Origin of the sequence: Streptomyces sp. HUAS CB01 (genome assembly GCF_030406905.1) — a bacterium.
Taxonomy (GTDB): Bacteria; Actinomycetota; Actinomycetes; order Streptomycetales; family Streptomycetaceae; genus Streptomyces; species Streptomyces chengbuensis.
The window spans coordinates 448,721-467,155 of sequence record NZ_CP129137.1; the positions used below are offsets into that span (position 1 = coordinate 448,721).

Consider the following 18,435-nt stretch of genomic DNA (forward strand, 5'->3'; position numbering starts at 1 on the left):
CGACCATGGACACCCGAGCACCCGGCCACGACCACCCCGGCGGGCCGACGGACGCCGCCCCGGTCCACGGCGCGCCGGCCCCCGCGAGCCGGGCGGTACGGCGCCGGGCGGCCGGACTGCGAGGGGCGCTGTACCGGGTGGTGGTCGCCGCCGGCACACCGTTCGGACACCCCGGCCGTGCCCGGCCCTCGGGCATACGCGGTCGCCGTGGAACGGCACTGCTGTCGGCCGTGCCCCTGGCCCTGGTCGCCGGAGCGGGGCTCCCGAACGCGGCGGCCGCCGACGACGGAGCCGCGGCGACACACTCCCAGGGCACCCCGGCGAGCATCCCCGCCGCCGTGCCGGAAGGGCTCCGCCCGTTCTACACACAGCGGATCGACTGGGAGAACTGCGGCGCGGACGTCCAGTGCGGCGGCCTCGAGGTGCCGCTCGACTACGCCGACCCGGCCGCCGGCACCATCCGGCTCGCGCTCGCGCGGGTGCGGGCGGGCGATCCGGCCGGCCGCGCCGGCTCGCTGGTCTACAACCCCGGAGGACCGGGCGCGTCGGGCGTCGACGCCCTCAAGTCCGCTCCCGAGCCACCGGCCACCCCCGAACTCGCCGCGCGGTACGACCTGGTGAGCTTCGATCCGCGCGGGGTCGGCGAGAGCGCGCCGGTGCGCTGCGCGCCCGTCGGAGCGGCCGGTGACGCCGGCCCGGTCGACATCACCCCCGACACATCGGCCGAGGTCGACGGACTCGTCCGGTCGGCCCGCGAGACCGGCGCCGCCTGCCGTTCCGCGACGGGTCCGCGTCTGGGTCATGTGTCCACCCTGGAGACGGCCCGCGACATGGACGTGCTCCGCGCCGTCCTGGGCGATCCCCGACTGAACTACCTGGGCGTCTCCTACGGCACGTATCTGGGCACCCTGTACGCCGATCTCTTCCCGGACCGGGTCGGCAGGCTGGCCCTGGACGCCGCCGTCGACCCCCGGCTGGACGCGCTGGAGACGCTCCGCGGTCAGGCCGCCGGTTTCCAGCAGGCCCTGGACGCCTTCCTCGCCGACTGCACCACCCGGCCGGACTGCCCCTTCGGTACCGATCCGGCCCGGGCCGCGAAGCGGCTGACGGATCTGCTGGCACGGCTGGACCGTGCCCCGCTCCCGGCGAGCGGGTCCGCGTTCCTCGACCGGGACAGCGCTGTGGTGATCATGGCGCAGGCGCTCTACAACAGGGACTCCTGGCCGGTGCTGGAGTCGGCTCTCGGCGCGGCGCTCGCCGGGAACGGGACCGAGTTCTCCGGACTGGTCGGGACCGCCGAAGGCGAGGCGGCAGACCAGTCGTTCCAGGCCGTCTCGTGTCTGGACCTGCCGCCGGCCGTGACCTCGCCCGAGCAGTTGCAGGCCGCGCTGCCCTCCTTCCGGCAGGCCTCCCCCGTCTTCGGTGAATGGCTCGCCTGGAACGGGCTGGCCTGCACGGACTGGCCGGTCGAGGCCGTCGGCGCCCCGCGCACGATCACCGCGCCGGGCACTCCCCCGATCCTCGTCGTGGGCACCACACGGGACCCGGCCACTCCGTACGCCTGGGCCGAGGCCCTGGCCGGGCAGCTGGAGTCCGGTGTGCTGCTGACCCGCGAGGGCGACGGACACAGCGGGTACAACATCGGCAGCGCCTGCGTCGACCGGGCCGTCGACAGGTACCTGATCGAGGGCCTGCCGCCGGCGGACGGCACCCGCTGCGGCTGACGGCCCACCGGGCGGGGCTGCCCCGGCCCGGCGGGCCTACTCCGGCGCGGTGGAGGTGGGGGCCGGCTCCTGGGCGGCGACGGGCCGCGGCGGCGCGATCCTCCGCAGGGAGTCCGAGGTCATGTAGTCCACCCAGATCCGCGCCGGGAAGAGACTGCCGCGGACCGAGCCCTCACCGCCCGTGCCGGCCATGGGGAGCAGCGGCCTGCCGGGCTGCGAACGGAACATCGTGACGGCCGTCGACAGATTCCCGGTGTACCCGGCGAACCAGGCGGCGCGCTGGATGTCGCTGCGGCCCGTGGAGGCCCCGGCGAAGCGGCCGAGGGCCGTCACGGCGGGCGCCGCCTCGGTGCCGAACGCGGTGTCCTCCAGCACGGACGTGACGCCGAGGGCGACCTCCGCGTTCATGACGCGCCGTGACGCCGGCAGGGAGAGACCGGCGACGGGCTCGTCCCCGCGGAGCACCTTGGTCACCGAGTACGGCTCGTGGCGCACGCCTTCGCTCGCGAACGTCGCGTACGACCCGGCCACGCGGATCGCGCTGGGTGAGGAGGTGCCGAGCGGGAACTCCCGGGTGCGCGGCGCCATGCTGCTCCGGAGCATGCCGGCTCCGACGGCCATGTCCTCGACCCGCGCCAGTCCGGTCGCCGAACCCAGGCGCTCGAACGGGGCGTTGACACCGGCCGCCATGGCCTTGCGCAGCGTCAGGAAGTCGCGGGTCCCCGCCAGCGGGGACAGGAACGTGCCGTCCTGCCGCACGGGCGGGAGGCCCGTGGTCAGCCTGCCGAACTCGTCGAAGGCGCTCTCGGTGGAGACGGCCTGCACGGAGCCGTCCTCGGCCACGGCACCGTGCTGGAGCGCGGCGGCGAGGACGAACGGCTTGAAGACCGAACCCGCGGGCACCCCGGAGGTGTCGGCGTTGTTGGTGAAGTGCGTGGTGGCGTCGGGGCCGCCGTAGACGGCGACGATCGCGCCGTCGTCGGGCCGCACGGAGGCGGCGCCCACCTGGACGTGGCGGTCCGCCGCACGTGTCCTCGGGTCGATGTTCCGCCGGAGGACGCCCCGGACGGAACGTTCGAGCTGCTGGACGGCCGCCCGGTCGAAGGTGGTGTGGATCCGGTAGCCGCCCCGGTCGAGGTCGGCGTCGGTGAGGCTCGTGCGCTTCTTCACGTAGCGCTTGGCGATGTCGACGAGATAGCCGGTCTGGCCGCTGAGATTGGTGGACTTGGACTCGGCCCGGGGCGCGGGGAAGACCTTGTACCGGGCCCGCTCCCCCGGGTTCATCAGGCCCAGTTCCACCTGGCGGTCCAGGATCCAGGACCAGCGGTCGACCGCGCGCTTGCGATGGCTCGCGCCGAGCGCCGGATCGTAGTCGTTGCCACCCTTCAACAGAGCGGCGAGGAAGGCACCCTGACTGGGATTCAGTTTTTCGGCGCCGACGCCGTAGTAGGCGTTGGACGCGGCCTGTATCCCGTAGGCGCCCCGGCCGAACCAGCTGGTGTTGAGATACCCCTGCAGGATGTCGTCCTTGGTCTTGCGGCTGTCGAGCTTCAGGGCGATGCAGAACTCCTGCACCTTCCGGGACAGCGTCTGCTCCTGGGAGAGGTAGGTGTTCTTCACGTACTGCTGGGTGATGGTGGAGCCGCCCTGGGTCTCCTGGCCCCGGGCCATGTTGGCCACGGCCCGCGCGAGACCCGAGACCGAGACGCCGGAGTCCTCGTAGAAGCCGGCGTTCTCGGCCGCGATGGCGGCGTTGCGGACGGAGACCGGGATGCGCGACAGCGGCACGTTCTGCCGGTTCACCGCGCCCACGCTCACCATCTGGGTGCCGTCGGCCCAGTAGTAGACGTTGGCCTCCTGGCGCGCCGCCGCGTTCTCGCTGGGCACGTCGACATAGGCATAGACGGCGGCGAAGAGCGCCAGGAGCCCGCAGACGACGGCGGAGAAGGCACCCAGGAGCAGCTTCCACGAGGGGAGCCAGCGGCGGAAACCCTGTCTTCCCCGGCGCGGGTAGTCGATCCGGCGGGGGCGCGGCACGCTCCGCCGTGGGCGCGAGCGGGACGGCTGGGTTTCTTCGCTCATGTGCGGCTGCTCCTCGGTCTGGCCCCGCGCGCACGCACCCGCGGCACGCGGATCTCACCGAGCAATACGACGGGTGCCGCCCCGGCGTTGCCCGGCCGCGCTGTGAAGGAGAGCACGCCGCGCGACGGGAACCCCGGAGCCCGTTTCGGCCTCGCGCCGTTACCGGCGGGTCAGGTCCGGGGGCGGGGTCGCCTCCGGCGCATGCGCGACGGCGCGCGCGGAGACCGTGGGGCACGGGCTCGGCACGGGCTTTCCAGGGGGTGCGGGCATCGGTGCCGGGGTGCCGCTCGCCCATGACAAGGGAGGACGAACCAGGCGTAGGCTGGTCGGAACGTCGCAATGCAGTGCGAGTGGACGACGGAGACGGCGCATGACCGACCCACGCGGCTTCCTCAGGATCCCCCGGCGGCCCGTCCCGCCGCGCCCCGTCGAGGAGCGCCTGGACGACTGGCAGGAGGTCTACGCGGGGCAGGCGCTGCTGCCGCTCGTGTCCGAGCAGGCCCTGCGCTGCATGGACTGCGGCATCCCGTTCTGCCACAGCGGCTGCCCGCTGGGCAACCTCATCCCGGAGTGGAACGCGTACGCCTCGCGCGGTGACTGGCAGGCCGCGGCGGAGCGGCTGCACGCGACCAACAACTTCCCCGAGTTCACCGGAAGGCTGTGTCCGGCGCCGTGCGAGGACGCGTGCGTCCTCGCGATCAACGCGGACCCGGTGACGATCAAGAACGTCGAGCAGACCATCGCCGACGAGGCCTGGGCGCGAGGGTACGCGCCGCCGCAGCCGCCGCAGCGGCTGAGCGGCAGGACCGTCGCCGTCGTCGGTTCCGGTCCGGCGGGGCTGGCGGCGGCGCAGCAGCTGACCCGCACGGGCCACACCGTGGTCGTCTACGAGCGCGACGACCGGCTGGGCGGTCTGCTCCGCTACGGCATTCCCGAGTTCAAGATGGAGAAGCGCCATCTCGACCGCCGCATCGAACAGATGCGGAAGGAGGGGACCAAGTTCCGGACGGGTGTGGAAGTCGGCGGTGAGCTGGACGCCGCCGAGCTGAGACGGCGTCATGACGCGCTGATCGTCGCCGTGGGCGCCACGGAGCGGCGTGAACTCCCCGTGCCGGGCCGCGAACTGGACGGCATCCACCAGGCCATGGACTACCTGACGTACGCGAACCGCGTCCAGGAGGGCGACTACCCCGCTCCCCCGGTGAGCGCCGAGGGCAGGCACGCCGTGATCGTCGGCGGCGGGGACACCGGCTCGGACTGCCTGGGCACCGTCCTGCGCCAGGGGGCGCTCTCCGCGGTGCAGTTGGACATCAATCCGGAGCCCGGAGAAGCCAGGCCCGATGCCCAGCCGTGGCCCGTCACCCATCCGAAGGTGTACCGGATATCCCATGCCCATGCGGAGGCACGCGGTCGTGAGGGGATCGATCCCAGGCTGTTCGCGTCGGCGACCCTTCACTTCGAAGGCGATACGGCGGGGCATGTGCGGGCCCTGTGCCTGACGGAGGTGGAACCGGCGGCGAGGAGTCCGCTGCCGGGGACCGAGCGGGTGCTGCCGGCGGAGCTGGTGCTGGTCGCCCTGGGCTTCTCGGGGCCCGAGCAGGGCTCGGGCCTGATGGAGCAGCTGGGGCTGACCGTGGACGGCCGGGGCAACTTCGCCCGGGACGACGACTTCGCCGCCCTGCCGGCGCCGGTCGGCGGGGACGGCCCCGGCGAACAGGGCTCCCCGACGGGCGCGGGCACCCCGGCGGGACAGGCCGAGCGCACGGGCGGGCAGACCCGGACGGACGGGGTGTTCATCGCGGGCGACGCGGGACGGGGACAGTCCCTGGTGGTCTGGGCCATCGCGGAGGGACGGGCGGCCGCCGCGGCCGCCGACCGGTACCTGACCGGCTCCACCGTGCTTCCCGCACCCATCGCCCCCCGGGACCGGCCCCTGGTCGCCTGAGAGCCGCGCAACCGGCTGCCGCCGGAGCGTGCGGCGGAGCGGACGAACGGTCGCCGCCGTGGCGGGCGCCCGGACCCGCACCTCGCCCGCGGGGCAGCGGCCACGGCCGGCAGACCGGCACGCCGGGGCGCGGCCGGGGGCGCGGCGGTGGCCGGCGACTGTGCCGGCCGGGAAGCACCGCGCGCTCCTCCGGCGCAGACGGCACGCCGGGGGCACGGGTCACCGGGCACCTCCGTCGCCCTGGACTCCCGCACACACACCCCGCCCGGGTGACGGCGCAGGGCACCCGCCTCGGCCGGAGAAGAGCAGCCGGGCCCGCATCTCGACGCGCGGGTGACGGCGGTCGCCGGACCCTCGCCTCGCCCGCTGGCCGGCGGCGCCCGGGCCTGCACCTCGCCCCGGGGAAGCGGCGCCCGGGCCGCACCTCGACCCGGGGAAACGGCGGCCGGACCCGCACCTCGACCGGAGTCACGGCCTTCGCCCCGACCCGCGTCTCGCCCGAGAAGCGGCGCCCGGGCCCGCGTCTCGCCCGAGAAGCGGCGCCCGGACCCGCACCTCGCCCCGGGGAAACGGTGCCCGGGCCGCACCTCGACCCGGGGAAACGGCGCCCGGGCCCGCACCTCGCCCCGGAGAACCGGGCCCGGGCCAGCACGCGCCCCGGACACGACGTCAGCGGGAGCGCTCAGCAGTCGATGCCCTTGCCGATGTACAGCTCGGCGAACGCGGCCGCGGCGGCGGGCGAGTCGAAGATGCGCCGGAGGCGGGCGTCCGCGGCGCCCGCGCGGAACGGGTCGCCCGACGAGGCTCCGTGCATCACCTCCGAGAGCCACTGCGAGAACTCCTGGTACTGCCACACCTGCCGCAGACACGCCGCCGAGTAGTCGCGAAGGCCCCGGGTCTCGCCCTTGGCGCAGTACGCGACGAGCGCGTCGCCGAGCAGCAGCGCGTCGTGCAGGGCCAGGTTCATGCCCTTCGCGGCGATCGGCGCGGCAAGATGGGCGGCGTCGCCGGCGAGGTGGAGCCGGCCGTACGACATGTGCTCCACCACGTAGTTGTGCATGTCGAGCACCCGCTTCTCGATGAGCCGGCCCTCGTTGAGCGGCGGGGCACCGTCAGCCGCCAGCCGGTGGTGCAGTTCGGACCAGACGCGCTCGTGCGACCAGTTCCCGGGGTCGTCGCCGGGCGGGCACTCGAGGTAGTAGCGGGTGACCTGGGGGCTGCGGGCCATGTGTGCGGCGAAGCCGTCGGGGTGGACGCCGAAGACGACGCAGTCGCTGGACGGCGGGGCCTCGGCGAGGAGGGCGAGCCAGCCGATGCCGTAGTCGTGCCGGGCGACGGTGGCGTGCTCCGGCGGGATGGCCCTCCGCGACACACCGCGTGCGCCGTCGCACCCCGCGACGGCGTCGCAGTCGATGCGCTCCCGCCGGCCCGTGTCCGGATCGGTGTACGACACCGAGGGCCGGTCGCCGTCGACGCCGTGCACCTCCACGTCGCGGACGCCGAACCGGATGTCGCCGCCCCTGTCGTCCGCGTACGAACGCACGAGGTCCGTCACCAACAGGGGCTGGGGGTACACGAAGTGGCGGCGCCCCGACAGTTCGCCGTACGGGAAACGGCGGCGTTCACCCGCGAACCGGAACTCGAACTCGTGGTGGGCGTGGGCCCGTTCGAGGAGGCCGTCGGCGAGGCCGCGCCGTTCCAGGGCGCGCACCGCCCATTCCTCGAGGAAGCCGGCGCGGGGCCGCTGCTCGATGAAGGCGCGGCTCTCGGCCTCGAGCACCACGCAGTCGACGGAGGCGGCCCGCAGGATGTTCGCGACGGTGAGCCCGGCGGGGCCGGCTCCCACGACGACGACACGGGTGCGGTGCCGGGCACCGGCGGAGGCGGCCGTCGGGGCGTGGGCGGGGAGCGGCGTGGGGGTGGCGGTGGGGGACGGCTCGGATATGGCCGGTGACGGAGTGGGGGTGGTGTCGGAAGTCACCCGGCCATTATGACGGTGATCAGTCAAGCCTCCCGGACCTTCGCGGCGGCCGCGGCCACCTCGCTCCGACCGGCGGCGACAGCCGCCCATCAACCTCATCTTTGAGACCCCATAAGCTTGACTTATGGGGTCATAAATTAGGGCCCCCTTACCTGACCAGGTCGTCCGGGTGAGAGAGTGATCGGCAAGACCGCCATTGCCGTTCGAAGGGAATCAGTCATGCCTCGCCCCCTGCGGGTAGCTGTCGTCGGAGCCGGACCCGCGGGGATCTATGCCGCAGACGCCCTGCTGAAGTCCGAGGCCGCCGCCGACCCCGGTGTGTCCATCGACCTCTTCGAGCGGCTGCCGGCTCCCTTCGGGCTGATCCGCTACGGCGTGGCCCCCGACCACCCGCGGATCAAGGGCATCATCACCGCTCTGCACCAGGTGCTCGACAAGCCGCAGATCCGGGTGTTCGGAAACGTCGACTACCCGGGCGACATCGGCCTCGACGACCTGCGCGCCTTCTACGACGCGGTCGTCTTCTCCACGGGCGCCAACGCCGACCGCGCACTCGACATACCCGGCATCGGCCTCGACGGCTCGTACGGCGCGGCCGACTTCGTCTCCTGGTACGACGGCCACCCGGACGTGGCGCGCACCTGGCCGCTGGAGGCGGAGAAGGTGGCGGTGCTCGGTGTCGGCAACGTCGCGCTCGACGTGGCGCGCATCCTCGCCAAGACCGCCGACGAACTGCTGCCCACCGAGATCCCGCCGAACGTGTACGACGGACTGGCCCTGAACAAGGCACGCGAGGTGCACGTGTTCGGGCGCCGCGGCCCGGCGCAGGCGAAGTTCAGCCCCATGGAGCTGCGCGAGCTCGACCACTCCCCCAGCATCGAGGTCATCGTCAACCCCGAGGACATCGACTACGACGAGGGCTCCATCGCCACGCGCCGCGCCAACAAGCAGGCGGACATGGTCGCGAAGACGCTGGAGAACTGGGCGATCAGGGACGTCGGCGACCGGCCGCACAAGCTGTTCCTCCACTTCTTCGAGTCCCCCGTCGAGGTCGTCGGCGAGGACGGCCGGGTGACGGGGCTGCGCACCGAGCGGACCGCCCTCGACGGAAGCGGGAACGTCGCCGGCACCGGGGAGTTCCACGACTGGGACGTACAGGCGGTGTACCGCGCGGTCGGCTACCTCTCCGAGGAGGTCGCCAAGCTGCCCTTCGACCTCGACAGCGGCACCGTGCCGCACGAGGCGGGCCGCGTCGTCGAGGCCGGGAAGCACCTGCAGTCCACGTATGTCACCGGCTGGATCAAGCGCGGCCCCGTCGGCCTCATCGGCCACACCAAGGGCGACGCCAACGAGACGGTCGCGAGCCTCCTCGACGACCACGCCAACGACCGGCTGCACACGCCGTCGGCGCCGGACCCCGAGGCGGTCGTCGCCTTCCTCGAGGACCGGAACGTCCGCTACACCACCTGGGACGGCTGGTACCGGCTGGACGCGGCGGAGCGTGCGCTGGGTGAGCCCGAGAGCCGCGAGCGGGTGAAGATCGTGGACCGCGAGGGGATGCTCCGAGCGAGCGGCGCCTGACGGACACAGCCGGCCCCCGCAATCCGGTGGCCCCCGACCACCGGATTGCGGGGCCGCACGGTGGCAGGGGCTCCTGCAGCCGCGCGGCCGAAGGGCCCGGCGGCGGTACGGCCGGGTGGGGCCCCATCGGCGCTCGCCCGCCCGCAGGATCCCGGGCCCGGCCGGAGCACCCGGCGGCGCGGCACGGACCCCTCACCTGGTCGCTGCCGGGGGTGGACATTCCCCCGCGCCGGCGCCGGGCCCCGTCGCCAAGTGCCGGGCGGGCGGAGCGGACAGCCCGGGGGCCCGGCCTCTCAGCGCGCTCGGCGCTCCACGTCGAACTGCATGTACGGGCACAGTCCGGCCGGGCAGGCCGTCGCGTGGCCGTGGGCGCAGTCCGCGGCGCGGAAGATCGCGCGGACCTCCTTGCCGCGGCTCGGCGTCCGGCGGATCTGCAGTGCCCCGCCGGCCTCACGGGCCAGGCAGTCGACGATCATCAGGCCCCGGCCTCCGTCCTGCTCGGGGTCGGTGGCGAACCGGAGCCGCGGCAGCGCCGGGTGCCCGTCGTGGACCGTCAGGGTCAGCGTGGCACTGGTACGCGTGAGCCTGACCGTGGCCCTGGTGGTGTGCGGTACCGCGTGCCGAACCGCGTTGCCGACGAGTTCGGAGATCACGAGCTGGGCGGTGTGCAGACCGTCCTCGCGCAGCCCCCACTCCCGCAGGACGCGCGCCGCCCTTCTGCGCGCCCCGGGGACCTCGGCCGGTACCGCGGGCAGACAGAACGCGTGGACGAACACCGCTCTGCCGGGTGGCCGGCAGGACGCCGGGGCGCCGGGGGCGGCCGGGCCGTGGCGCGTCGTGAACGGACTGCTGGAGATCGTTCCCATGGCGGTTCCCGGTTGTCAGCTCGATGACCACCCGGCGGGGTACGCCCGCGCGCGGCCCTGACTGCTCGCTCTGCTTCGACCAGCGGGGCGCCACGCTGCGTCAACCGCTGCACATGTTCGGTTCTGCCCTGACCGACCCTGCCCGACCGAGGGTCATCCCCGACCGTTGTTCGGCATTATCGAACCTTAAGCACGGTTCGGGTGAGGTGACAAGCGCCACGCCCGGCTGCACGGGACGACCAGGACGTCGAGGGGCGGCGGGACCGGTGCGACCGGAACGTGCGCGGCGCGGCCGGAAACGGGCCGGGCGGGTACCGGTGGCAGGGAATCGGCCCCGGCCGTCCCGCGCACGGCCGCCCCAATGGCGGAGCCTCGCCGTCCACCCCGCCAGGAAGAGATCCCGAGTGGCGCAGACGTACGAGATCCTCGATCACTCGGTGCACCTGGTGGCGGACATCTCGGGCATCTTCATCTTCGCGGTCACCGGTGCGCTGGTGGCCGTGCGCATGAGGTTCGACGTCTTCGGCATCATGGCGCTCGCCGAGATCACCGCACTGGGCGGCGGGATCTTCCGGGACCTCGTCATCGGCGACATCCCGCCCGCGGCCTTCCGGGACATGGGCTACTTCGTCACCCCGATCGTCGCGGGGACGCTGGTGTTCTTCCTGCATCCCGCGATCAACCGCATCGGCGGAGCGGTCCAGGTCGTCGACGCCGCCGGGCTCGGGCTCTTCAGCGTCTCGGGCACGGTCAAGGCCGCGGTGTGGGGCATCGAGCCGTTCCACGCCGCCGCCATCGGGGTCGCGACAGCCGTCGGCGGCGGGGTGCTGAGGGACCTGCTCGCGATGGAGGTCCCCTCTCTGCTGCGCCGCGACCGTGAGATGTACGCGCTGCCCTCCGTGCTCGGCGCGGGCACCGTCGCCGTCCTGCTGCAGTTCGGCCTGCTCGGACCGATCAGCAGCGCCGCCGCCATGCTCGCCACCTTCCTTCTCCGGTTGCTGGCCCTGCGTTACGGCTGGCGGGGCCCGCTGGCCTGGAAGAGCGAGCGGCCGGCGCCGTCCCGTCCGGAGGCGCGGCGCGTCGGCCGAGGCCGCCCGCCAGGGCGAGCAGGACCGCACTGAGCAGCACCAGGCCTCCGAGGGTCAGCAGGCTGACGTCGAGCGCGGCCACGAACGCGCTGTCGGCGGCCGCACCGACCCGTTCGTGCGCGGCGCCGGGAAGCCGGGCGAGCAGTTCCTTCCGTTCCTCCTCGCGCGAGAGCACGGTGTCGAGGGCACGCTGCTCCCGTGGGGTGAAGTCGTCCCCGTCACCGGCGGCCGAGGCCAGGAGGTCATTGCGCTCGTCCCACTCGGCCGTGGTGAACAGCGCGTTCAGCAGCGCCAGTCCGAGGGTCGCGCCGATCTGCCGGCTCTGTACGGTCAGGCTCGCCGCCACGCCTCGCGCCGACGCGGGCACGGAGGCCATGATCAGGGCGGTCGCCGCCGGATAGACCAGCGGCGGCGCGAGCCCGAACACCAGCAGCGCCGGGACCAGCAGGGTGCCGTGGCGGTGGGTCACCCCGTAGGTAAGCCACAGCAGGCAGCAGCCCAGCACGGCCAGCCCCGTCAGGATGAGCCGCCGCCCGTACCCCTGATCGGTGCGCCGTCCGACGAAGGGCGACAGCACGACCGTGCCGACGCTGGACGCGGTGAGCAGCAGTCCGGTGCGCAGCGCCCCGAGGTCCAGCACATGCTGGAGATAGAGCGTGATGTGGACGGCGACGGCGAGCGAGGTGCACTGGACGAGGGCCAGGGCGGCCATCGGCACGGTGACCGCCGGGGAACGCAGCGGCCGCAGGTCCAGCAGCGGCTCGGCGGTCCGCAGCTCCACGGCGACGAAGAGGATCAGCAGCACGCTGCCCGTGATGAGCGGCAGCAGGGTGCCGGGCGCGGCGAAACCCAGGTCGGAGGAGCGCTCGCAGGCGAGGACGACGAGGGTGAGGCCGACGGCGATGAGCACCGCACCCGTGACGTCCATCGACGCCCCGGCGGGCGCCCGGCTCTCCTCGAGGTGCCTGCGGGCCGTGGCGACGACCAGCGCACTGAGGGGGACGCAGACGGCGAACGCCCAGCGCCAGCTGCCGAACTCCACGAGCAGTGCGATCCCGAGCGGTACGGCCACGCCGAAGAAGCTGGTGAAGGCCGTCTGCACCCCGATGGCCCAGCCGTGCCGCCGCTCGGGCAGCGCGGCGGTCAGATTGGCGAGCGCGAGGGGGACGGCCAAGGCGGTGCCGAGGCCCTGCACACCACGGGCCACCACGAGGACGAGCCCGTTTGGTGCGGCCGCGCACAGCGCCGAGCCGATCCCGAAGCAGACCATGCCCGTCAGGAACACCCGGCGCCGCCCCAACACGTCGCCGAGGCGGCCGCTGACGACGGCGACGGCACACAGCGGCAGCAGGGCGGCGACGACGACCCAGTGAAGGGTGGAACTGTCCAGTCCGAAGTCCCGCTGGATCTGCGGCAGCGCGACGATGATGCTCGTCAGGCTGGAGAACAGCAGCACACTCGCGGTGACGGTGGCGATCATGGCCGCGCGCTGCCGTGGTGTCAGTTCCCTGAGGGTGCCCACCCGGACCACTGAACCGCGCCGCGGCGGGGACGGCACGTGGCCGCGGGCCGCCGGAGTGGGACGGAGGTGCCTCCGAACCGCGAGGGCGACGCCTCCGAACCGCGAGGGCGATGCCTCCGTTCCCCGAGGCTGGTGCTTCCGTGCCCCGGTGGCGACGGGTGCGGAGGCGTTACGGGGTCCCGGCCACGGCGCAGTGGCGCAGCCAGACGTAGTCGACCGGCTGGGCGGCGTTCCAGGCTGCGGCGAGGTGGGGGTCGACCGGAAGGAAGGAGGCGTGGCGGTAGCACCGCAGGGCGGGCTCGTTCTGGGGGTGGACCCGCATGAAGACGTCCTCGTGTCCCGCGTCCCGGGCGGCTGCGGTGAGCCGGCGGACGAGCTCCCTTCCGACACCGCGGGCGCGGACGGCGGGCGACACGATGAGCCGGGCGAGTTCGACCTCGTCCTCCTCGGCCTCGAACCACAGCTCCCCGTAGGCGACGAGCTCTCCGTCCCGCAGCAGTGCGTGGGCGCGCACGTCGTCGGCCGCCTGCCACTGGGCGACCACCCCGGCCGCGAGGGGGAAGTCGTGGCGCCCGCACCACATCGCGACTTCGCCCGACGTCGCGGGCCAGCCGGCGACCGTGGCCGCGTGCGTCACGTCGAAGGGGACCAGTTCCGTTCTCGCCATGGGGCGTCACTGTACGGCCGGCCTCGAAAGGCCCGGCGACGGCCCCTCCACAGGGAACAACGGCCGAGAACGGGCAGGATGGAGGACATCAGACGAAAGGTGCCGGGTGAGCCGTGGATCTGGAGAGCGTCGCGGACGAGTTGTACGGGCTGCCACCGGAGGAGTTCGTCGAGGCGCGCGGCAGACATGCCGCCGCCGCGCGGAACGCGGGTGACCGGGCGCTCGCCGGGCGGATCACCGCGCTGCGGCGGCCGACGCTGTCGGCGTGGGCGAGCAATCACTTCGTCCGCTCCGAGCCGGACCGGACGGCGGCGCTGCTCGGGCTCGGCGAGAGCCTGAGACAGGCGCACCAGGAACTGGACCGCGACCGGATCCGGGAGCTCGGCGCGCAGCGCAACCGCCTTGTCGGAGCGCTGTCCCGGCACGTACGGGAGCGGTCGGCCGAGGTGGGCAGGCCGCTCGGCGACGCCGCGGTGCGCGAGGTCGAGTCGACGCTCCAGGCGGTCCTCGCCGATTCCGAGGCGGCCGGGGAATGGGCGACCGGCCGGCTGGCGAGACCCCTGACGCCCCCGGTCGGCTTCACGGGCGCCGCGGTCGCCGGAGCGGCACGCCGCCCGGCCGCGGACACCGCTCCTGCCGAGGGAACGGGCCCGGGGAGGAAGGGGGAACCGGAGGCTGCCACGGAACCCGAGGGAACCGGGGAACCCCGGAGCACCGGGCGCCGGAAGGCGTCACCGCGGCCGGCCGCGGCACATGACACGCGGCAGGAGCGGCCGACCGACGAGGCCCGGGACGAACACCGTCGGCGGGAGCGCGAGCGGAAACTGGCCTACGCGCGCCGGGAAGCGGATGCGGCCGAGCACCTGGCACGCGACGTCGAGGACGAACTCCGGCAGACCGAGTCCGCACGCGAGGCCGCGGAGGAGCGACTGGCGCGGACGAAGGAACAGGCGGCCGCCCTCAGCGCGGAGGTGAAGCGGGCTCAGGAGCAGTTGCGCGTCCTCGGTGAGCGGCTGGACGACGCCAGGGCCGCCGTTGCTCCCGCCCGAGCGGGACTGGACGATGCCCGCAAGCGCGTCACCGCGGCGAAACGGACGGCCGGGCGGGCACGCCGGGCGGCCCGTACGGCCGCCGACCGGGTCCGCCGGCTCGAGGCGGACTCCCCGTAGGGCAGAGCGATGTGCCGTGACGACGACGCGAGTTGCCGAGCACGCGGGAGCCGACCCGCCCCGCCGCGTCCCTGTCGGACCGGATCGGTCCCGTCGGCGGGGCCGGTCCGGCCCTGCCCGGCCGTCGCGCCTCCTCCGCCCCCGGCCCCAGGCCGCCCCGGAAGCCGCTTCTGACTCCAGTCAGGTAGAACGATCACCTGACCGGATCACTGCGTGTCCCGGCGGCGCGCGGGCCTCGGCGCCGACGGCTGGGATGACCTCGTACGGGCCGTCGGTCCGCACGCTGTTCCCCAGCGCTCCCGCGCAGTCCTTGTGACCGCGGGGAAGGATGCCAAGAGATGAACACTCGTATACCGATGGGACTGCCCCGGGCGCGACGCGCTCGGGTCCTGCTTGCCTCAATCGCCGGTGTGGTCGCTGTCACCGGCCAGCTTCTGGTAACGGCTCCTGCCACTCACGCGGCCGACCCGGATCCGCGCGGCGACCAGCGGACCCAGGCCGACGCCCGCCCGTCCTCGCCCGATGACCGCGGTGAGGAGGAGGCCGAGAACCAGGACGAGGAGCGCGGTCAGGAGCAGGAGGGCGACCGCGAGGAGGGACAGGGCCGGGACCAGAGCGGCAACCGCGGCGAGGACCGCGAAGAGAACAAGACCGACGAAGACGAGGACGAAGACGAAGACGAAGCCCGCGACGAAAACCGCCAGGAAGAACAAGGCCGGGACCAGAGCGGCAACCGCGGCGAGGACCGCGAAGAGAACAAGACCGACGAAGACGAGGACGAAGACGAAGACGAAGCCCGCGACGAAAACCGCCAGGAAGAACAAGGCCGGGACCAGAGCGGGGACCGCGAGAAGGCGGACCAGCACGGGGACCGTGAGGAAGCGGCGCAGGGCGGGGACCGCGAGGAAGCGGACCAGCGCCGGGACCGCGAGGAAGCGGCGCAGGGCGGGGACCGCGGCGAGGCCAAGAAGGGCCACGGCAGGGAGTTCGGCTGGGACCACGGCAAGAACAAGCCGAAGCGCCCCGAAGTCCTGCACGGGATCAAGCAGTTCACCAATGACGACACGTTCACCCCTCCGGCCGGCGTCACCTCGGTGTTCGTCCAGGCGTGGGGCGGTGGCGGTGGCGGGGCAGGCGGAGGGGGCGGCGGCAGCGTGCCGACTGCCGACGGTGGTGCCGGCGGCGGCGGTGGCGGTGGCGGCTTCACCTGGTGCCTGGTCCCCGTCAAGCCCGGCAAGACCTACCTGGTCGACATCGGCACCCCCGGTGACAGCGGGTCCGGTGGCGGCCCCGGCCGGGACGGCCGTGAAGGGTCCGCCGGCGGCGCGACCTCCTTCCACTCCCCGAGCGGCGCCGAGCTCCTCTCCGCGGAGGGCGGCGGCGGAGGTGAGGAAGGTACGTCCGGCGACACCGATGCCGGCGCGCCCGGCGGCGGTGGTGACGGTGGCGACGGCTCCTGCTCGACCGGCGGCGTGAACCGTCCCGGTTCCGACGGCTCTTCGGGTGACGGCGGTGGGACGGTCGCCGACGGCATCGTCGCCCTGCCCGCCAATGCCGCCGTCGGTGGCAGCGGCGGTGACGGTGGCGAGGGCGAGGACGAGGAGTTCTTCGCCCGCCCCGGTGAGTCCGGCGAGGACGGCGGTTCCGGGTTCGCCGTCATCTACTGGTAGGGGCCGACACGGGCAGGCGTCCGTTGGACGCCGTCCACGGGTGGGTCCGTACGTCCCGGTAAGTCTGTGCGGGCAGACGTCTGCCGCCCCCGGCCGTGCGACGGCCGGGGGCGGCAGAGGTTCGGTGGTCACCGCGGCGCCCGATCACGCCCCGCGGGCCCTGCGCCCCCACGCCGTGATCATCCCCGCCGAGAGCGCGGCGCAGTCGTCGGAGTCCAGGTACGCCTTGGCCTCGTCGATCGTCGCGCCGTCCACCTGTCCCGTGGCCAGGATCGCGTCGCGTGCCCGGTCCCAGGTCTCGGCCCAGAAGCGGCTGACGGGGCTGCCGGGCAGCAGCGGCGGGACATGGATCTCGGCGCCCACGGACGCGAGTCCCGCGCGGCGCAGCAGTTCGGGGTAGCGGGGCACCCAGGAGATGTCGGTGCCGATGGTGTCCCGCAGCCCCTGCCACATCGCCCCCATCACCCGGGTGTACGGGTTCGGGGGCGCGGTCGCCGTGGTGAGGTCGATCGCGTCGCCGAGCACGAGGACTCCGCCGGGGGTGAGCAGGCCGCTGAGTCTGCCGATGAGTTCCTCGTGGCCGGGCAGGTGCATCAGGACGAACCGCGCGTGGACCAGGTCGAACCGGCCCGGGTCGAACGCCGGGTCGGTGACGTCTGCCTCCAGGGCGGTGAGTCCCGGCGTCGGCCGGGCGGCGAGGAACCGGACGTCACGGTCCACTGCGAGCACCGACCGCACGCCTGCCCGGTGCAGCAGGCCGCGCGCGACTGTGCCCGTACCCGCGCCGATGTCGAGGCAGCGCCAGTCCGGTCGCGCGCCGAGGTCCGTCAGGCGCGCCAGGGTCGTCTCGTCGTACGCCAGGGCACCGAGGTCGATCCGGTCGTCCTCGCCCGCCCGGCCGGGCGGGAAGACGTCCTCGCCGTAGCGGCCGTCGTCGTGCGCGTCCGGGCGGGCGGCACCGCCGTGCTCGGGGTGCTTCAACGCCTGGCGGCGCGGGCCGCGGTGTCGGTGACGGTCATGGCGGGCCCTCTTCGTCGTGCGGGCAGGGCCCCGGGTGACGCCGGCGCGGCCCCGGGGGGCGAATCCTCCTCGCGCCCGCGGCCGTCCGGCCGAGGCGCGCCGCGCGCGGGGCCAACCGGCCCACACCCCGGCCGTGGTCACACGTGCAACCGCCGCACCCCGGCGGCCGGTTCGACGCGGCACGCCGTTCGAGATCGTCGAGGGCCTCGGTGGCACGACGGGCCGCGGCTGCCGGGCGGTCCGTGTGGCCCCATCGGTGCCGCCCCGGCCCGTCACTCCGGCGGCGCCGGACGCGGAGGGCCGCCGTCCGGGCCGACGAGACGAGGGTGGGCGAAGTCCGTGTTGTCGACGATCGCGTCCACCCGGGACAGCGGGTCCGTCTCGTCGATGTGGACCCGCATCGCGGCGAGGTACCGGTCGCGGTGGACGGCCTCGGCCCCGGAGCCGGCCCAGTCCCCGTCACGGGCGGCGCCGCGGCGTACGGAGTGCTCGGCGTCGACGTCGAGCCAGATGCGGAAGTCCCAGTACGCGTCGATCCCGGGGCGGAAGGCGAAGACCCCGTCCACGATCAGCACGGAGTCGCGCGTCAGAGGTGTCCTCGTCGCCGAGAGGTCCTTCTGGGTCAGCGGGTCGATGCTGCACAGGGCGCAGGACTCGGCGCCCGGGGTGCGGCAGGGGTCGAGCAGCAGCCGCCGGGCGGCGTCGTAGTCGTACGCGTCGCGGTAGTAGCCCTCGCCCGACTCCCTGTCGTACAGGTGCCGGTCCTTCCAGGGCCGCTTGAAGTCGTCCAGGGTGGCGCGGAGCACCGGTCGGCCCGCCGCGCCGATCCGCGCGCCCAGCTCATGGCCGAAGCTCGTCTTGCCGGAGGCCGTGAGCCCGTCGATGCCGACGAGCACCCGGCCGTCGCCGATCGCGAGCACCCGCTCCGCGATCCCCGCCACGAGGGCCGCGCGCCCGGGGGACGCCGGGGCCGGACACGGTTGCTGCCAGGTGGAGGCCGAGAGGTGCATGGGGGCATGCCGCGTGGTCATCGCCCCACCGTATCCATGTCCCTCACCTGCGGAAAGGCCACCTCGTCGGGGCAGGGTCCACGATCTTCCGGGCCGGGGCGGCACCGGTG

General features: G+C 73.9%; 13 protein-coding genes and 1 pseudogene. 6 read left to right on the forward strand and 8 right to left on the reverse strand.

Annotated elements, in window-relative coordinates:
• Nucleotides 1-5 precede the first annotated feature (5 nt).
• Nucleotides 6-1,724 (forward strand): alpha/beta hydrolase, encoded by a 1,719-nt coding sequence (locus tag QRN89_RS02110; protein ID WP_290347618.1) that lies wholly within the window; start codon nt 6-8, stop codon nt 1,722-1,724.
• 36 nt (nt 1,725-1,760) lie between these two features.
• Here QRN89_RS02110 and QRN89_RS02115 read toward each other — a convergent pair whose 3' ends face one another.
• Nucleotides 1,761-3,806, reverse strand: coding sequence for a transglycosylase domain-containing protein (locus tag QRN89_RS02115; protein WP_290347619.1), 2,046 nt, complete (start codon nt 3,804-3,806; stop codon nt 1,761-1,763).
• Between the two features lie 370 nt (nt 3,807-4,176).
• On the opposite strand from QRN89_RS02115, the gene QRN89_RS02120 reads away from it, so the two are divergent.
• Complete coding sequence (locus QRN89_RS02120) at nt 4,177-5,751, forward strand: glutamate synthase subunit beta (protein WP_290347620.1); 1,575 nt, start codon at nt 4,177-4,179, stop codon at nt 5,749-5,751.
• A gap of 682 nt (nt 5,752-6,433) precedes the next feature.
• Here QRN89_RS02120 and QRN89_RS02125 read toward each other — a convergent pair.
• Entirely contained in the window at nt 6,434-7,597 is a 1,164-nt protein-coding gene (locus QRN89_RS02125; RefSeq protein WP_399011691.1) for a 4-hydroxybenzoate 3-monooxygenase, read from the reverse strand.
• A 354-nt stretch (nt 7,598-7,951) separates the two neighbouring features.
• Between QRN89_RS02125 and QRN89_RS02130 the strand changes: the two genes are divergently transcribed.
• Nucleotides 7,952-9,313 carry an FAD-dependent oxidoreductase gene (locus QRN89_RS02130; protein ID WP_290347622.1) on the forward strand — a complete coding sequence of 454 codons (1,362 nt, stop codon included), beginning with the start codon at nt 7,952-7,954 and terminating at the stop codon, nt 9,311-9,313.
• Nucleotides 9,314-9,606: 293 nt separating this feature from the next.
• On the opposite strand, the gene QRN89_RS02135 is transcribed toward QRN89_RS02130, so the two are convergent.
• Nucleotides 9,607-10,179 (reverse strand): ATP-binding protein, encoded by a 573-nt coding sequence (locus QRN89_RS02135; protein ID WP_290347623.1) that lies wholly within the window; start codon nt 10,177-10,179, stop codon nt 9,607-9,609.
• A gap of 404 nt (nt 10,180-10,583) precedes the next feature.
• Between QRN89_RS02135 and QRN89_RS02140 the strand changes: the two genes are divergently transcribed.
• Nucleotides 10,584-11,300, forward strand: a complete 717-nt coding sequence (locus tag QRN89_RS02140) for a trimeric intracellular cation channel family protein (RefSeq protein WP_290347624.1) — start codon at nt 10,584-10,586, stop codon at nt 11,298-11,300.
• Between the two features lie 274 nt (nt 11,301-11,574).
• On the opposite strand, the pseudogene QRN89_RS02145 reads toward QRN89_RS02140, so the two are convergent.
• Nucleotides 11,575-12,747: pseudogene (locus QRN89_RS02145) on the reverse strand (MFS transporter); the annotation flags it as partial.
• A gap of 211 nt (nt 12,748-12,958) precedes the next feature.
• Nucleotides 12,959-13,456 carry a GNAT family N-acetyltransferase gene (locus tag QRN89_RS02150; RefSeq protein WP_290347625.1) on the reverse strand — a complete coding sequence of 166 codons (498 nt, stop codon included), beginning with the start codon at nt 13,454-13,456 and terminating at the stop codon, nt 12,959-12,961.
• A 113-nt stretch (nt 13,457-13,569) separates the two neighbouring features.
• Here QRN89_RS02150 and QRN89_RS02155 point away from each other — a divergent pair, with 113 nt between their 5' ends.
• A complete protein-coding gene (locus tag QRN89_RS02155; protein WP_290347626.1) occupies nt 13,570-14,625 on the forward strand; it encodes a hypothetical protein in 1,056 nt (351 codons plus the stop codon).
• A gap of 398 nt (nt 14,626-15,023) precedes the next feature.
• On the opposite strand, the gene QRN89_RS02160 is transcribed toward QRN89_RS02155, so the two are convergent.
• Nucleotides 15,024-15,602: a hypothetical protein gene (locus tag QRN89_RS02160; RefSeq protein ID WP_290347627.1), complete on the reverse strand. Its 579-nt coding sequence runs from the start codon at nt 15,600-15,602 to the stop codon at nt 15,024-15,026.
• A 177-nt stretch (nt 15,603-15,779) separates the two neighbouring features.
• Here QRN89_RS02160 and QRN89_RS02165 point away from each other — a divergent pair, with 177 nt between their 5' ends.
• A complete protein-coding gene (locus QRN89_RS02165) occupies nt 15,780-16,295 on the forward strand; it encodes a hypothetical protein (protein ID WP_290347628.1) in 516 nt (171 codons plus the stop codon).
• Nucleotides 16,296-16,439: 144 nt separating this feature from the next.
• On the opposite strand, the gene QRN89_RS02170 is transcribed toward QRN89_RS02165, so the two are convergent.
• Nucleotides 16,440-17,276, reverse strand: a complete 837-nt coding sequence (locus tag QRN89_RS02170) for a class I SAM-dependent methyltransferase (RefSeq protein WP_290347629.1) — start codon at nt 17,274-17,276, stop codon at nt 16,440-16,442.
• Between the two features lie 311 nt (nt 17,277-17,587).
• On the reverse strand, nt 17,588-18,346 hold the full coding sequence (locus QRN89_RS02175; protein ID WP_290347630.1) for a nucleoside/nucleotide kinase family protein: 759 nt from the start codon (nt 18,344-18,346) through the stop codon (nt 17,588-17,590).
• Nucleotides 18,347-18,435: the final 89 nt, after the last annotated feature.

Excerpts from the sequence above, each read along its gene's own strand:
- QRN89_RS02110 (WP_290347618.1), top strand. The coding sequence starts at position 6 with ATGGACACCCGAGCACCCGGCCACGACCACCCCGGCGGGCCGACGGAC.
- QRN89_RS02115 (WP_290347619.1), bottom strand. The coding sequence starts at position 3,806 with ATGAGCGAAGAAACCCAGCCGTCCCGCTCGCGCCCACGGCGGAGCGTG.
- QRN89_RS02120 (WP_290347620.1), top strand. The coding sequence starts at position 4,177 with ATGACCGACCCACGCGGCTTCCTCAGGATCCCCCGGCGGCCCGTCCCG.
- QRN89_RS02130 (WP_290347622.1), top strand. The coding sequence starts at position 7,952 with ATGCCTCGCCCCCTGCGGGTAGCTGTCGTCGGAGCCGGACCCGCGGGG.
- QRN89_RS02135 (WP_290347623.1), bottom strand. The coding sequence starts at position 10,179 with ATGGGAACGATCTCCAGCAGTCCGTTCACGACGCGCCACGGCCCGGCC.
- QRN89_RS02150 (WP_290347625.1), bottom strand. The coding sequence starts at position 13,456 with ATGGCGAGAACGGAACTGGTCCCCTTCGACGTGACGCACGCGGCCACG.
- QRN89_RS02175 (WP_290347630.1), bottom strand. The coding sequence starts at position 18,346 with ATGACCACGCGGCATGCCCCCATGCACCTCTCGGCCTCCACCTGGCAG.